The organism is Bartonella fuyuanensis, from assembly GCF_014197255.1.
GTDB classification, from domain to species: domain Bacteria; phylum Pseudomonadota; class Alphaproteobacteria; order Rhizobiales; family Rhizobiaceae; genus Bartonella; species Bartonella fuyuanensis.
In genome coordinates, this window is sequence record NZ_JACIFE010000002.1 from 83,853 (window position 1) to 100,976 (window position 17,124).

The 17,124-nt window shown below is 35.9% G+C and carries 8 protein-coding genes and 1 pseudogene; 4 read left to right on the top strand and 5 right to left on the bottom strand.

Features of this window, described 5'->3' with window-relative positions:
- The first annotated feature begins 358 nt into the window (after positions 1 to 358).
- From bafA (GGR08_RS01815) to bafA (GGR08_RS01825), 3 genes are all read left to right on the top strand, one after another.
- On the top strand, positions 359 to 5,899 hold the full coding sequence (bafA, locus tag GGR08_RS01815; protein WP_183193711.1) for a BafA family autotransporter: 5,541 nt from the start codon (positions 359 to 361) through the stop codon (positions 5,897 to 5,899).
- A 350-nt stretch (positions 5,900 to 6,249) separates the two neighbouring features.
- Positions 6,250 to 8,778, top strand: coding sequence for a BafA family autotransporter (gene bafA, locus GGR08_RS01820; protein ID WP_183193712.1), 2,529 nt, complete (start codon positions 6,250 to 6,252; stop codon positions 8,776 to 8,778).
- Between the two features lie 373 nt (positions 8,779 to 9,151).
- Positions 9,152 to 11,740: a BafA family autotransporter gene (gene bafA / locus GGR08_RS01825; protein ID WP_183193713.1), complete on the top strand. Its 2,589-nt coding sequence runs from the start codon at positions 9,152 to 9,154 to the stop codon at positions 11,738 to 11,740.
- A 245-nt stretch (positions 11,741 to 11,985) separates the two neighbouring features.
- Here the strand turns inward: bafA (GGR08_RS01825) and GGR08_RS01830 are convergent, their stop codons facing one another.
- From GGR08_RS01830 to GGR08_RS01835, 3 genes and pseudogenes are all read right to left on the bottom strand, one after another.
- Positions 11,986 to 12,309 (bottom strand): helix-turn-helix domain-containing protein, encoded by a 324-nt coding sequence (locus GGR08_RS01830; protein ID WP_183193714.1) that lies wholly within the window; start codon positions 12,307 to 12,309, stop codon positions 11,986 to 11,988.
- A gap of 1 nt (position 12,310) precedes the next feature.
- Positions 12,311 to 12,445, bottom strand: a complete 135-nt coding sequence (locus tag GGR08_RS08115) for a type II toxin-antitoxin system RelE/ParE family toxin (protein WP_343050707.1) — start codon at positions 12,443 to 12,445, stop codon at positions 12,311 to 12,313.
- An 18-nt stretch (positions 12,446 to 12,463) separates the two neighbouring features.
- Positions 12,464 to 13,015 (bottom strand): annotated as a pseudogene (locus tag GGR08_RS01835) (integrase arm-type DNA-binding domain-containing protein); the annotation flags it as partial.
- A gap of 495 nt (positions 13,016 to 13,510) precedes the next feature.
- On the opposite strand from GGR08_RS01835, the gene ndk reads away from it, so the two are divergent.
- The gene (ndk, locus tag GGR08_RS01840; RefSeq protein ID WP_183193715.1) at positions 13,511 to 13,933 is read left to right on the top strand and encodes a nucleoside-diphosphate kinase; all 423 of its coding nucleotides are present in this window, start codon (positions 13,511 to 13,513) and stop codon (positions 13,931 to 13,933) included.
- Positions 13,934 to 14,244: 311 nt separating this feature from the next.
- On the opposite strand, the gene pgsA is transcribed toward ndk, so the two are convergent.
- Both pgsA and uvrC read right to left on the bottom strand, forming a co-directional pair.
- Positions 14,245 to 14,826: a CDP-diacylglycerol--glycerol-3-phosphate 3-phosphatidyltransferase gene (gene pgsA / locus GGR08_RS01845; RefSeq protein ID WP_183193716.1), complete on the bottom strand. Its 582-nt coding sequence runs from the start codon at positions 14,824 to 14,826 to the stop codon at positions 14,245 to 14,247.
- A 72-nt stretch (positions 14,827 to 14,898) separates the two neighbouring features.
- Positions 14,899 to 16,878, bottom strand: coding sequence for an excinuclease ABC subunit UvrC (gene uvrC / locus GGR08_RS01850; protein WP_183193717.1), 1,980 nt, complete (start codon positions 16,876 to 16,878; stop codon positions 14,899 to 14,901).
- Positions 16,879 to 17,124: the final 246 nt, after the last annotated feature.

The window sequence follows — 17,124 nt, forward strand, 5'->3', positions numbered from 1 at the left end:
CTGCTCTCGTTCATATTGCTGTTTTTTCAAAAGTTTAGTGCACTTTAGTTTAATGTACTTTTATCTATTGGGGGATCAATCTTATGTGTAGATCAGTATTTAGTGTCTCAAAAATATTAAAAAATTTTTCATAGATGTAATTATAACACTTTTTAAGTGTATGAAAAAATAAAATAGTTTTTTAGTTGTGTAGGCGTTTTAAAATACATGATGTATATTTTATCTTTCATAGTTTAATCCATAGAAGGCTTTATTGTCTTTAAAAGATACGGGGTTAAGCAATTGCATTGTGTCATTTTGGTCTATGTACTTTTTTCTAAATGGGGAGGTTTAAATTTGAAATTATGGAGTGTGAATAATGCAATGCAAATTAAAATTAAGTTTTTATGCGTTAATGACCAGTAGTTTTTTTATCAAGATTGCGAGCGCAGATGAAGTAGTCACACTAAAAGAAAAGCTATTAACACCAGTAGGGATCAGTAAATATTTAGAAGAGACAAGAAGGCTTTTATCAGAAGTGAGGGGATTAAAAGAAAAAAAAGAGGAATCAAAAAGGATAGTGCATAAAAAAACAGTAGAAGGAAGTAAATCTTCAGAAAAGGGAAGGAAGGGATTAGAAAATCTGTTTTTTGAAGTTCTCACAAATTCAATAATAAGCGATGGTGCTTCTATCTATATTGCTAACCGTTATTCCGATGATTCTGAAATAAATAGCTTTAACTATGAAGATGCGGGATATTCCATCAATAATACAGTTCAAGAGGATGGAAAACTTTACATTAATGCAGCAAGTGTTAGTAGGGATACGGAAATTAAGCATGGTGGGATTGAGTTTGTCCAAAACTTGAGCAGTTCAGAATATGCAATTGTTGGAAAAGGTGGTAAACAAATTGTTGAGAGTGGTGCAAATGCAGAAGGGGCTAAAATTTATGGTGGAGAGCAGATTATTTTTGGTAAAGGTAGCCTTCGATCTAGTTGGTTGCCTGAAGATAAAGCAAGTAGTGCTTATAATACTGAAATTTATGCTGAAGATGGAATGTTAGGACTACAAAGTGTCTATAGTGGGGGGATGGCTGTTGACACAAAGGTTATGAAAGGAGGTATCCAGAAGCTTGATGGTAAAGAGAATTTTAATAACGCATTCTCAGAAGATGCGGATACAGAAGATGAAGATTTCATAATAAATGAGGGGGCTTTTGCACTTGGTACCGAACTTTTTAAAAATGGTGCACAATATATCTTTGCAGGAGGGAATGCGAGGGAGGTTAATTTATATGATAATTCTACTCAGAAGATTTATGATTCTGGGTACGCGGATAATTTAACAATTAATCATCAAGCAAAATCATGGTTATCTGCTGGTGCGATATTAGGTGAAAATACAAATGTTAATGATTTTGGTAGTCTTTATCTTTATGCTGGTACCGGTGAAGTTGTTACGGAAGTAGAAAATCTTATTTTAAATGGAGAAAATGCCAAGCTATATTCTATTGCTCTTGACAATAACGGTGAAAAAAAACAGGTCAACATTAGGAGTTTAAAAGGAAGCGGTAGAGTTATTTTTACATCTTCTGAGACTGATAAGGGTTACTCTGAACTTAATATTGATTATCTTTCAGGTTCTTTACATTTTGATTTCAATGTTGATTTTTCCAAGCAGGTTGGTGATACCCTTCTTATTAAAAAAAGTGCTTCAGGGAATCACACAATAAGTGTGACTGATTTGGGGCGTGAAATTACAAATTCTTCTCACAAAAAGCTTAAATTAATTGTTGATCGTAGTGGAAATGCGCATTTTACTCTAAAAAACACTTTTGGTGAGAAAATTGGAACTATTGATGCTGGAACCTATAGGTATAGATTGAAACACAGAAGCAATAAGGGTATCGGTAAAATCTGGTATTTAGATGCAAATCATACCATTGATGAGGAAATTTCTCAAGTTTCAGATTTTGGGTTGAAATCATATATTGGCTCATCAAGTGGTTTACTCACAGAACTCACAATTGATCAAGGAATAAGTGTTTCTATTGCGGATCTTAGCTTTGACACGAGTGATAAGAAGGTTGATAGCAATGGAGAAACTTCAATTAGTAATACGGTTCGTGGTGGTGGGAGAATCTATGTTTATAACGGTGGTTTCAATTTGTATACTAGAATTGAAAATGGTGGTACTGAGTTTGTTAAAACACAGGGCCTTTCGCAGGATACTATTGTTTATAAAGGTGGGCGACAAAGGATTGAAAGTGGAGGAAATGCTGAAGGGGTTAGAATTTACGGTGGTGAACAGTTTGTTTCAGGAAAGTCTGATGTCAAAGGTGAGATGGTGAGGAGCAGAGCCTATGATACGGTAGTTTCTGGTGAAAATGGAGTATTAGGATATCAAAATGTGTACGATGATGGAGAGGTTTTTAGTACAAAGATCATGGAAGGGGGAATACAAAATCTTTATGTGGAAGAAAATTTAGATAATTATAGCAGTTTTGCATTTGACACGAAGGTTTTTTCTGGTGGAGAGCAACACGTTTTGGCTGGTGGAATCGCTATTGGAGTGCTTTTACAAGGGACTGCTTTCCAGGCAATAGAGTTAGGAGGCTATGTAAAAGATTTAATAATTAAGGATCAAGCACAATCATGGTTACATCATGGTGCGACATTAGAGGGAAGCACAAAGATTAATGATTCTGGGCAAATTTATCTTTATGCTGGTGCTGGTCTGTCTCGTACTGAAGTAGAAAAGATTGTTCTAAATGGAAAAGATGCCAAATTGTACTCTATTGCTTCTAATACTGATGGAGAAGGCACTTTGATTGAAAATTTAAGTGGTAATGGTCGAGTTATTTTTACTTCTACCGTATTTAATCCACATTACTCTAAACTTGAAGTTAATGAGCTTTCAGGGAATTTACATTTTAGGTTTAATATTAATTTTGCAGAGCAGCGCGGTGATTATCTTCTTATAAAAAAAGGAGCAGGTCATCACAAAATAAGTGTGATCGATTCTGGTGTTGAAATTGTCAACTCTCCTCTCCTAAATCAGAATTTAATTTTCGATCTCGATTTAATTCATGATCAAAGTGGAAATGCGCATTTTACTCTGATAGATTTTTCTGGTGAAGAAATTTCTACTTTTGATAGTGGAGTCTACATGTACGCTCTAAGGAAGAAAGATCATAACGGTGGAAAAATTTGGTCTTTATCTACACCAGAAAAAAAACCTTCTCCTTTAGTCCCTTCATTTCATATGAGGTTACCTATAGCTAAATTTTTCGAGCGAGAAAAGACGGTTTCCTTTTCAGAAGATTCCATAGTCAGTTCTTATACAGGCGATTTCAGTTTTTATGCAGAGGATTTCAATATAGGTACAGGTGACGAAATTTTGCGAAGCTCCATACTCAGCGACAATAGCATAGTTTACATTTCTGGTGATGGAGAAACGGATAATTTGAAATTATCCATTAATAATACGATTCAAGAAACAGCAGCACTCTATGTTGAGGCTGGTGGTTTCAGTAAGAATACGACAATTGAAAATGGTGGTTCAGAGATTATAGGAGAACAGGGAATCTCAGAATTTACAATTATTTACGAGGGTGGAAAACAAAGAGTAGAGGGAGGAGGATCTGCTTTGAAAACTGAAATTTATGGTGGGGAGCAGCTTGTTTTTGGAGATGGTTATGACAATGGGGGGGTGGTGGGGAGCAGCGCTTATAACACTACAATTTATGGACAAGCTGAAATACCAGGATTGCAGAATGTATATGATGATGGAATGGTTGTGGGAACGAAAATTATGAAGGGGGGAATACAGACTCTTGCTAAATGGTTTGTAGATGATGACGATTTTCTACAAAAGAGTGGTGGTTTAGCTGTGAATACTGAGGTTTTCGCGGGCGGTGTACAAAGGATATTAACAGGAGGAATGGCGGATACTGTGATTTTACACCGCCACGCTGCTCAAGAAGTTCATGCTGGTAGCACTGTAAGAAATCTAATAATTGAAGAGGGAGCCAATTCATGGGCCTTTGCTGGGGCAATATTAGAAGGGAAAATAACGGTTCATGATTTGGGACAACTTCATCTTTATGCTGGAAATGATAGTTCTTATACTGAATATCAAAATCATCCGACTACAGTAGATGGTATCAATTTAGAGGGGGAAAATGCTAAATTGTACTCTATTTCTAGTGGATATGGAAATACAGAAATTTATATTAAGGAATTAAGTGGGGTAGGAAATATTATTTTTACTTCTACAGAGTCTGATTTACATTATTCTCAGCTTTATGTTGATGATCTTTCGGGCAGTTTACACTTCGATTTTAATGTTAGCCTTGCAGAAGGAGAGGGTGATTATCTTTTTATCAAGAATGGTCGTGATTCTCATACAGTCAATATTATAGATTCTGGTATTGAAATTGTTGATCCTTCGTTAACAGAACTTGATTTAATTGTTGATCAAAGTGGGGGAGCACATTTTACGCTAAGAAGCTTTTCTGGTGCAAATGTTAAAGCTATTGATGGTGGAACCTATATTTATGGTTTAAAACAGAGAATTAGTGAGGATGGGGGTGAAAAAGTTTGGTATTTATCTGCAGTATTTATTGATAAATTTTCATTTCTTAACAGCTTTCCGGAGGGTAGGAGCAGATTTACGCGACATTTAAGTCAAAAACAACCGGTTTCTTCTCCTTTAACTCTTACAGCTACAGAAAAGCATGCTATTAAGTCGCTACGTCAAAGGGAAAATCACCGAAGCCTGCGGCAAAAATCTCCAGCTTTTGTTTCTTCAACTCTTTCAACTCAAGAGCATCGAGTTGCTGAAGTATCAGGTTCATCAGATTTTCATCATTTTTCTGATGCACAACAGCAAGGAGTTTTTTTAGCAGATGTTTCATTGACAAGTGATCAGATGATTTTGCGTCCTGTTCATAAATCTCAACGTTCTCTACGTTTGAGCGATACGCTTTCGGTTTCGCAGTTTTTAACAACACCTTCTACAGATGCGGTATTGTCTTTGTCTGTAGCTCCAGCGATGGTGTTTCACAATGAAATACAAACTGCACGTATGGGAAGAGGCATTTTAGCTAAAAGTAAAAAGAATGCAGCGTTGTGGACTTATGCGATCAAGTCTAAAGAGAGTATTGCCACAGAGCATATAGATTTTAAGTTGGATCAGACAGGTTTAGTTGTAGGGATCAATGGATTAAGCGAATGGGCAAATGGTGAGTTTTATATAGGGGGATTTAGCAGTTATGATCGAGTTCGCATTGCGCATGCGCGTGGTGGTACTAGCGGTATAAATACATATGGTATTGGTGCTTATATAACTTATTTAGATTATAGCGGTTGGTATTTAGATGGTATTTTAAAATACAATCATTATCAAAATACTCTAAAAGCAGTTTCAACGAATGGTTTAGGGATTGAAGGGAGTTATACGCAATGGGCAGTAGGTTCCTCTATTGAAGCTGGTTATCGTATTAAGATGTCAAAGAGTAGTTGGCTACAGCCTTATGGACAATTTACTTGGTTGCAGGTTGAGGGTAAAGAAATCAAATTATCGAATGAAATGACAGGTGATCTGCGTCCTTTCACTTCGTTACGCAGTGAGGTTGGTTTATCTTTAGGGTATGAATTTGGTTCTCGTATGGCGTCTTCATCATTTGCGTATATTACAGCAGCATGGTTGCGTGAGAACAAAGATAACAATCATGCGTTAATTAATCGACGTCATTCATTTACCAGTGATTTATCAGGTAATGCGGGTAAATTAGGGGTAGGTTTGAGCAGTTTGGTGGGTGAAAAGTTAAAGTTCTATGGTGAAGCACATTATGTTAAAGGACGTAAAATAAAACAGTCCTTTCAGGGTGTTGTAGGTGTACGCTATAGTTTCTAACTAAATGATTATCCTTTAGTTATCTTTAAATGTATGAATGGTTTTAAAAAGTCTTTAATGAAACGTCAGAAAACAATTTTTTAAAGCTTGCAGATTTATTTTATGGCAAATTATACTCTTATACATTTTATTGTATATTTTTTACTTCGATAAGAAAATTTTGAAGAAATGCTAAAGAAGTCCTAAAAATGTGTTTATGTTCTTGATCAAAAAACATCTGGAAGATCGTAAAGAACAGTTTTTACGAAATAAGAAATGCGTTTAAGAAGAATTATTACAATTCAAGGTTGAAAATATATTTTGTAGAGCTAATTACGTTTGGTGGCTATGCGGACGTAAAGGGGGAGGATATGGCTATACAATATAAATGGAAACGAAATTTTTGGCTATTCATGTTGAGTAGCTGTTTTGTGCATACTGCTGCTGCAAATGAGGGGAGCACATCGCTTTTTTGTCAATCTTCAAGTTATGAAAGTGACAAAGTATTCCAAGATCAATACAATAAGGATATAAAAACAGGAAGGTGCATACTTGGAGTATCTAATGATGTTATTGAAAGGATGCGCAATAAATTAGGCTTTTTAAAAAAGCCTAACGACTTTACTATGGATAAGCACGCTGGTCGTCGTGACAATGTTGGATATAATGCATCAAGACGAAATGTTGCGTTTTTTAAAAAATCTGAAATTATCTTTATTAAAGATGGTGCGCTTCTAGAAAATTATATCCTTGATAATGAAAGTAAAGTATATGTTTCAAATGATGGTGAGACTGATGATCCAGGGCAATCCATTAATAACACAATAAGGAATGGTGCAGAGCTTTATGTGTATGCAGGGGGATTCAGTGAGAATAGTAAAATTGAATATGGTGGAATTGAAAATGTTCAGGCTTTAAATGGAAAACAAGGTTTTTCGAAAAATGCTGTAGTTAAAGAAGGTGGACAACAAAGTGTTGGAAATGGAGGAAAAGTAGAGGGGACTAAAATTTATGGTGGAGAGCAGCTTGTTTTTGGCGAGGGAGATGTTAGAGGAGAGGTTAAAGGGAGTAGTGCTTCTCATATTGTCATTTATGGTCAAAATGAAACACTAGGCCAACAAAAAATATATGATGGAGGGAAAGTTTGGAATACGAAAGTGATGCGAGGGGGCATACAAGAGGTTGGAAAAAACTCTCAAAGTGCAAATGGTGCTTTTGCATTTGACACAGAAGTTTTTAGTGGTGGTAAACAACGTATCTTAAAAGGCGGTCAGGCTATTGGCGTGACTTTAAATGAGAATGCTGTTCAAGAAATATATACTGATGGATCTGTAAAAGATCTAACAATGAATGATGTAACAAAATCATGGGTGAAGGCTGGAGCTAGATTAGAAGGTAAGACATATGTGAATCATTCTGGGCAAATTAATCTTTATGCAGGTAATGATCAACATCGTACGTCAGTAGAAGATATTATTTTAAATGGAAAAGATACAAAACTGTACTCTATTACTGATGAGTTTGATGGAAAAAGCTCTTTGATACAAAAATTAAGTGGTGACGGGGATGTTATTTTTGCGTTTACTGGTTCTGATCCATATTATTCTCAGCTTCATGTAAATAATCTTTCAGGAAGCTTACATTTTGTATTCAATACCACGATTGCCCATAACCGAGGTGACTATCTGTTGGTTGAGAAAGGCGCTGGGAATCATACAATAAGTGTTGCTGATTCTGGAGTTGAAATCATTGATCCGTTTTCAAAACAGCGTGATTTAGTTACGGATCAAAGTGGTGGAGCGCATTTTACGCTGACAGATCTCAAGGGTGAAAAAATTAATGCCATTGATGGTGGAACTTATATGTATAGCTTGAAAGAAAGAGAAAATGAAACTGGAAAAGTTTGGTTTTTATCTGCAGATAGCTTCGGTGGATCAGAAAGTTTTCTTCCAGATTCGGAAAATCCTTTTGTTCCTGGTAAAACATTAACGACACCCTCTACAGATGCAGTGTTAACGTTGTTCGTAGTTCCTGGACTTATTTTTAACAATGAGTTGCAAAATGTGCGTAATGGTCGAAAAATTTGGAACAGAAATAGGAAAGATACTGAACTATGGACTTATGCAATTAAGAGCAGAGAACGCATCGCGACAGGCCATACAAATTTTAAACTTGAACAAACAGGTTTAGTCTTTGGTTCTGATCAGTTGAGTGAATTAATGCATGGAAAGTTGTATATTGGTGGTTTCGGTAGTTATGATCAAGTACGTGTTTCTCATGCCCGGGGTGGTGATAGTGATCTGAGCTCTTATAGTGTTGGAACTTACGCAACTTATTTTGATTATCGCGGATGGTATATGGATGGTGTTTTGAAATATAATTATTACCAAGATAATTTGAAAGCCATCTCAACAAATGGCTTAGCTATTCAAAGTCATTATAATCAGTGGGGGATAGGTGGGGCATTTGAGATTGGTTGTTATTTTGAACCGGCACAGAATACTTGGATGCAGCCTTATATGAAGTTAACAGGTTTGCAGGTTGAAAGTAAAAAAATAAGACTTTCTAATGGAATGATAGGTGATCTAAGTCCATTGAATTCATTCCGCAGTGAAGTTGGTTTGATGGCAGGACATGAATTTTTTGTGAATTCAGAAACCTCATTAACAGCTTACATTATGGCTGCTTGGTTGCGCGAAAATATAGATAATAATTATATGACCATTAATAACCAATATAAATTTATTACAGATTTGTCAGGTAGTGCGGGTAAATTAGGAATTGGTTTAAACGGTTCGGTCAATGATAAACTAACACTTTACGCGGAAACACATTATCTAAGCGGACATAAGATTAAGAATGCTCTTCAAGGTGTTTTAGGATTACGCTATAGTTTTTAAATATTTGTGTATATGGCTGATTAGCTTTACAAATGTGTTTTTGCAACTTTAAACAGATAATGCCCGATTGTATCTTCTCGAGAGTGTTGAAACAGTAAGATATGTTCACACTCTCTTTTAAAAGCACGAGCATTTTTTCCATTTATAATTTTAAAATATTTCAAATGAACAAATTGAATTTTATTCAGTTTTTTTGCTTTAAATTATAATTTTTTAGTGGTTTATAGATATACAACTTATAATTGTATATATAAAAATAACACTATTAAATTGTAATTAGACATAAATAAAACACATTATGATACAATCTAAGACGTGTTACCTACGGAGCCGCGGGATATTTTTCTAAATAATTGAGAGTGGAGTGTGGATAATGCGATATAAATACAAGTTAAGTTTTTCAGCATTGATGATCAATAGTTTCCTTGTGCAGGGTGCAAATGCAATTGAAAGCAGGAACGGAGAATTAACAACAGTAGAACATGTGCAAGAAGGAGAGAAGTTACAAAAAGGTTTAGCATTGGTTCTTTCTCCTTTTAGCAGCAATATTGTGATTGGAGATGGCAGTGTTGAGATTGTTGAAAATGGAGCAACATCTAGAGGGTCCACTATTGAAAGAGGGGGGATTCAGATAGTTACGCGTGGAGGAAATGCAATAGAGGCTAAAATTCGTGGAGGTAAGCAGTTTGTACATGAAGAAGAAGGTCTTGATCTTACAGACGTGGAGAGAAAAAGCAGTGCTTTTAATAGTACAGTTTTTGGTGATGAGGTAGAAGTAGGACAGCAGAATGTGTATGATGGGGCGTGGGCTTGGTATACGAAAGTGGGGAATGGTGGCGAACAAAATCTTTATGCGGCAAAAAGAAAAGAGGGTGGGAGAGCAATAGCAACAGAGGTCTCTGGGAATGGTAGGCAGCATGTTCTAGCGTTAGGAGAATCTTATGGTACTATTTTGAGTGGGAATGCAACTCAAGTTGTATATCCTAATGGTTTTGTGGATAGTCTGACCGTTAACAGTGCAGCTAAATCGTGGTTCCATGTTGATATGCAAGATGTTATTGGAGAAGTCAGGGTCAATGGTGGCGGAGAACTTTATTTATTTGCTGGTGATAGGACAAACCATACTACTAAGAAAAAGATTTCTCTAGAAGGAAGGGCTGATGAGGTAATATTTGAGGTTGGTAAACGAGATATTAACCATAAACCTCAAATTAAAATTGAAGATTTAGGGGGGCAGGATGGGACTGTTATTTTTTCTTCTATTCTTTATGATCCGCGTCATATTTCGCTTTATGTTGAGAGACTTTCAGGAAATTTGCATTTTCGATTCAATATTAGTGCTACGGGAGCTGCAAGTGATTACTTGTCGATTGGCGATGGCACAGGTAATCACAGAATAAGTGTTACAGATTCTGGAGCTGAAATTACAGGACTTCTTTCACAAAAAAATAGTTTTGTGTCTGAGTTTCCGTTAGTTACTGATAAAAGCCAAGATGGAGGAGCCAATTTTACTCTGGAAGATCGCTCTGGCAGAGAAATTACAACAGTTGATGGTGGAACCTACCAATATCGATTATGGAAGAGGGAAAGGTGTGCTGGTTCTAGTGGTAATGCTGCAATTTGGTATTTAGGAAGAGTGTCTAGAGACATGGAACGTTCGAATACTGAAGTACGGTGTATGAATAAAAAAACGAAGGTTCCTCTTGAATTATCTGCTGGTAGTGGTTTGCAGTCTGATCGGGGTGTTTCTTCTGGGAGAAAAAATACCAGTTCTCGTAAATCAATTTCAAAACAGTCAGCTAAACCACGGCCCCCACGTCATTTAAGGAAAGCACAAAATGTCTCTAATGTTTCAATATCTCCCTCTCAAGAGCATCGAGTTGCTGAAGTATCAGGTTCATCAGATTTTCATCATTTTTCTGATGCACAACAGCAAGGAGTTTTTTTAGCAGATGTTTCATTGACAAGTGATCAGATGATTTTGCGTCCTGTTCATAAATCTCAACGTTCTCTACGTTTGAGCGATACGCTTTCGGTTTCGCAGTTTTTAACAACACCTTCTACAGATGCGGTATTGTCTTTGTCTGTAGCTCCAGCGATGGTGTTTCACAATGAAATACAAACTGCACGTATGGGAAGAGGCATTTTAGCTAAAAGTAAAAAGAATGCAGCGTTGTGGACTTATGCGATCAAGTCTAAAGAGAGTATTGCCACAGAGCATATAGATTTTAAGTTGGATCAGACAGGTTTAGTTGTAGGGATCAATGGATTAAGCGAATGGGCAAATGGTGAGTTTTATATAGGGGGATTTAGCAGTTATGATCGAGTTCGCATTGCGCATGCGCGTGGTGGTACTAGCGGTATAAATACATATGGTATTGGTGCTTATATAACTTATTTAGATTATAGCGGTTGGTATTTAGATGGTATTTTAAAATACAATCATTATCAAAATACTCTAAAAGCAGTTTCAACGAATGGTTTAGGGATTGAAGGGAGTTATACGCAATGGGCAGTAGGTTCCTCTATTGAAGCTGGTTATCGTATTAAGATGTCAAAGAGTAGTTGGCTACAGCCTTATGGACAATTTACTTGGTTGCAGGTTGAGGGTAAAGAAATCAAATTATCGAATGAAATGACAGGTGATCTGCGTCCTTTCACTTCGTTACGCAGTGAGGTTGGTTTATCTTTAGGGTATGAATTTGGTTCTCGTATGGCGTCTTCATCATTTGCGTATATTACAGCAGCATGGTTGCGTGAGAACAAAGATAACAATCATGCGTTAATTAATCGACGTCATTCATTTACCAGTGATTTATCAGGTAATGCGGGTAAATTAGGGGTAGGTTTGAGCAGTTTGGTGGGTGAAAAGTTAAAGTTCTATGGTGAAGCACATTATGTTAAAGGACGTAAAATAAAACAGTCCTTTCAGGGTGTTGTAGGTGTACGCTATAGTTTCTAACTAAATGATTATCCTTTAATTGATTTCAGTATTTGAGGGGATTTTCAAACCTAGACACGAAGTGTCTAGGTTCCTTCTGATGATAATGTATAATATAAAAAAAGAAATAAAGTCAAAATGTTGAGTGCAATTATTTTATAAGAATTCACTTAAGAATCCATCCTTTTATGCATGATTCATTTGACCCTTTTTTATATAAGATTGCCATGTATGAATAGAACATAAAAAGCAAATCATAAAGAAGTTTAAGAAGAAAAAACAACTTCAAAATGTCCTTCAAGCGTTTTAACTTCTTTCGGATTAACAATAATCTTTATATCGTTTCCCAATTTTGCCAAACACTCAAGCATTTTCATTTCACTAATTCCTCGAAATTCTCCATTTAAGAATTTAGACAGTTTTGGTTGAGTCATTTTCAAAAGTTGACTAGCCTGTTTTTGTGTTAAGTTCTTTTCTTTCAGAATTTGACTAATCTTATGAGCAAGTTGCGCTTTGATAAGCATCTCTCTGGAATCTGAAAAGCCAAGATCCGCATAAACATTGGAACTACCGTGAAAAACATTGATCATTTTAATTTCTTTCTAATTGTTTTGCTAACTTGAGACGTTCTTTAATCAGATTAATGTCTGGTTTTGGTGTTGCAATGCCACGGGTCGATTTTTTCTGAAAACAATGCAACATATAAAGAGATTTTTTATATTGTATCGTTTAAACAATGTGATAAGTTCCTTGCATGTCATGTTCAACATGTTTGAGACAAAGATTGAGACGTATCAATGCTGTCCGAGCAGCTCCAGTTTTTGTATGCCAAATAGGGGCAAGGGTATTGCGTATCTCTGTTTGTGTAATCTCAGAAACGGGCAGACAACCTAATTTAGGGAGAATATGAAGGCGTAATGGTAAAAACCAACTTCCATTCTTACCATCATTTTTTAATTCAGCTTTACGACTTTCAAAAGCCTCTAAAGCAATATCTTTTAAATAATGGAGATTGCTTATTGCTTCACGCTTTTGTTTTTCACGTTCTTTAATAGGGTCACGCCCTTCACGTAGAACAGAGCGCCATCCTGTTGCCAATTCACGGGCTTGTTTTAAAGAAACATCTCTTAAAGCACCCAATCCCATTTCACGACGGCACCCATGAAGGGTATACCGTAAAATCCATTGAGCACCTCCATCTTTACGCTTATGAAGAAGCAAGCCGGCACCATCATTATATTTGCCAGCCCCCAATGTTGCGACAGATCTTGCATTAAGACGGTTCATAAGAGACATTTTTTACTCCTTTCTTATACAAATTTGATCCACACACTCATCCTACTTGTGATGTGCGAAGGAGTGGTTTTGATTGATTCAACATAGAGAGGTTTGAAATGAGAGAATCTTACGATATTCGAGACTCTCATTCAACATACAAAACAGTGAATTATCATTATAAATCAATGCATTGTCTTCTTAAATAAGGAGGTTTTCATAAAAGGTATATATTTTGCGTGTTAGATTTTTCTTATTAATTTTTTATTGCTTAAGTGGTCATTTGATGAGAGATGTTTGGGAGTATAAAAGCAGAGCCGACATTTTCAGATAGACAGTTGCATTTTTATGATGAGATGAGAAATTGTAGGTATTTCTATTTTTATTGAAGTTGTTTTCTAATTAATTCTACGTTTTGAGAATTTGTGTAGATTTTTAGAGAGTCACTTGGCAAAGGGTTTCTGGCTCGTTATAGAAATCGCCAGAAAATGTTATAAATGAAATAAAGGTGGTAAAATGGATTTAGAGCGTACTTTTTCGATGATTAAACCAGATGCAACACGTCGCAATTTGACTGGTGCAATTACAAAGATGCTTGAGGATAGAGGGCTGCGTATTATTGCGTCTAAACGTGTGTGGATGAGCAAGCGTGAAGCTGAAAATTTTTATGCAGTTCATAAAGAACGCTCTTTTTTTAACGAATTAGTGGAATTTATGTCTTCTGGCCCAACAGTTGTACAAGTTTTAGAAGGTAAAAATGCAGTAGCTAAAAACCGTGAAATAATGGGTGCTACAAATCCTAGTGAAGCAGAAGAAGGAACAATTCGTAAGGTTTATGCTTTGTCGATTGGCGAAAATTCTGTCCATGGATCTGATAGTATTGAAACTGCAAAAACAGAAATCGCTTTTTGGTTTTCTGAGATAGAAATTGTTGGTTAATAAAAATATAAAGAAGCAAAAACCTGAAACACTATGTTTTGAGTTTTTGCTTACAAGAATTATAGTTTTGGGGGGAAGGATATGAAGCGCTCTTAACTTTTTCGGTTTTTAATGTTGCAACTGTTTTTGCAAGGAAATATAAAAAGTATGTTTATTCGTTTCTCAAAGATTTTTTATTTATATACTAGCTGCGTTTGTGATGTGCAAAAGAAGTGTTTTGATCGTTTCATGCTAAGTAGATTTTAAATAAGTAAGTTTCAAGGTAGCTCTTTTTTCACTTAAATTGCAAAAAGATGAATTTATAGACTATTTCATGAGATGACGTGTTTTAAACCTGCACGAAAATAATCCCATCCTGTCCATAATGTAAGGAGTGCAGCAATCCACAGCATAGTAATGCCAAATTCCACCGTATAAGGGAGGATTTTATTACCGGCCGGTCCTGCTAAAAGAAATACAAGAGCGATCATCTGTACAAAAGTTTTCCATTTTGCAAGACGAGAGACAGGAACACTAACTTTTAGCTCTGCCAAATATTCACGTAATCCTGATACAAGAATTTCTCGGCAAAGAATGATAATGGCTGCCCATAGTGTCCATCCAGCGATGGTACTGTTTGCGGCAAGCAAGAGCAAACAAGCAGAGACAAGAAGTTTATCAGCAATTGGGTCTAACATGCGACCAATATTGGATGTTTGTTCCCAAATACGAGCCAGGTAACCGTCAAGAAAATCAGTAATAGATGCAATGATAAAAATGGAAACAGCAATCCAGCGCGCGATATCACTCGATTGTAGTCGCCCTTCTAAAAAAAAGCAGGCAACAACCATTGGAACGGCAACAATTCGTGCATAAGTTAAAATATTTGGAAAAGAAAAAGTATGATTTCGCATAGAGCCATTTTTAATTTTTGTGAAAGAGTATATATTGCCTAAACGTAACAAGGCTAAGGTTATGAAACAAGACTATTTTTCATGAAAATGATTATGAATTTTTTGTGCAATTGACATAGAAATACCCGTAACTTTTTTCAAATCTTCAAGTGAGGCATCAGCAACAGCTTTGGTACTTCCAAAATGATGAAGCAACGCACGTTTTCTTGTTGGACCAATATTTTCGATTTCATCAAGTAGATTTTTGAATGTTGCTTTTTTTCGTTTTATTCTATGAGTTCCAATTGCAAAACGGTGTGCTTCATCGCGAAGACGTTGCAGAAAATAAAGGATAGGATCACGGGGAGGAAGTGTAAAAGGGGCAAAACCTTTTATAAAAAATCGTTCGCGTCCCGCGTTACGGTCAGTACCTTTGGCGATTCCAACAACTGTGAAGAGGTCTTTTAATTGTAATTCAGCAAGGGTTGCATGCACACTGTTGATTTGTCCTTCACCACCATCGATTAAGATAAGGTCGGGCCAGTTGGGAAAAAAATCATTATCTTTTATATCATTCCTCTTATTTGGTAGATCATGCTCTTTGATAAGACGTGTAAATCTTCGTTTAATCACTTCTTTCATCATGCTAAAATCATCGCCAGGTGTAATATTTGTTGAGCGAATGTTGAATTTGCGATATTGATTTTTAATAAAGCCCATTTGACCAGCAACAATCATTGCTCCGACAGCATTTGTGCCCATAATATGAGAATTGTCATAGACTTCTATACGGCGTGGAGGAAAAGGCAGATGGAATGTTTCAGCAAGAATTTGAAGCAATTTTCTCTGGGTAGCTGTTTCAGAAAGCTTATGTTCAAGTGCTTCATGAGCATTGAGATAGGCATGATTAACAAGGGTTTTCCGTTCACCTTTTTGGGGGAAGGAGAGAGACACTTTATGATTTGCTTTGAGACTAAATGCTTCTGTAAGAAGTGTTTTTTCTTCAATTTCTTCAGATAAAAGGATGCTTTTTGGAAGTAGTTTATCATCGTAAAATTGGGCAAGAAAACTTGCTAAAATTTCAGGGCGGGAAAAAGAGGGATCTGCTTTAGGAAAATAGGCGCGATTTCCCCAATTTTGCCCCATGCGAAAAAAGAATACTTGAATACAGGTTATTCCTTCTTTTTGTGCAATTGCAAAAACATCTGCTTCTTTTATCGTTTGAGGATTAATACCTTGATGGCTTTGTATGTGAGAAAGGGCTGATAAGCGATCACGATAGGAAGCTGCTTGTTCAAAATCAAGATTTTCTGCGGCTTTATACATAGCTTGAACCATATCGTTTTTAACAGATTGATCTTTTCCCGAAAGGAATGCTTTTGCTCCTTTTACTAGTTTTTTATAATCACTGTCACTAATTTCATGTGTACAAGGTGCAGAACATCGCTTAATTTGATAAAGCAAACAGGGGCGCGTACGGTTTTCAAAAACTGCGTCAGTACAGGTCCGTAATAAAAAGGCGCGTTGTAAAACATGAATTGTTTGTGCTATCGCGCCAGCAGAGGCGAAAGGACCAAAATATTGAGCTTTTCGTGTTCGAGCACCACGATGTTTATAAAGTGCAGGTGCTCGATGGTCATCTGTAACCATAATATAAGGGAAGCTTTTATCATCACGTAGTAATATATTAAACTGCGGATGCAATTTTTTGATAAGATTGGCTTCTAAAAGAAGTGCTTCTGTTTCTGTGTGGGTAACGATAAACTCCATATGATAGGTTGCACGAATCATGCGGGTAATACGGTTATTATGTCCTTGTTCACGTGTGTAGTTTGAAACACGTTTTTTTAGATTACGTGCTTTGCCAACATAGAGAATGTTACCATTTTCACCTATCATTCGGTAAACCCCTGGTTTATGGGGGAGATGTCTAACAAAATCTTGTATGAATTTGATACCTTGGCATTGATTTTTTTCATTGTTTTGAGGGGCATTATTCCATGTAATATCAGAGAAAAAAGAAAGATTTTCTCGGTTAGTCGGTGGATAATTTGTATTATTTTTCAGGATCATTCCGTTTATAAGGATATATTTTTTTTTAATATATGAAATATTCTTTTCTATTAATAACTTATTTATGTCTTTATATTTTTTCTACAAATGATATTTTATAGCATAAGAGTGTAATTTTAGAGTACTTATCTTTTATAAAAAAGATCAAATTTCTTATTTAAGACAATTTTATCAATTTGCCTAATTTATTCATTAAAACGATTGAAGTAGAAAATCTATGATGATAAAATTCCACATTTTCTAAAA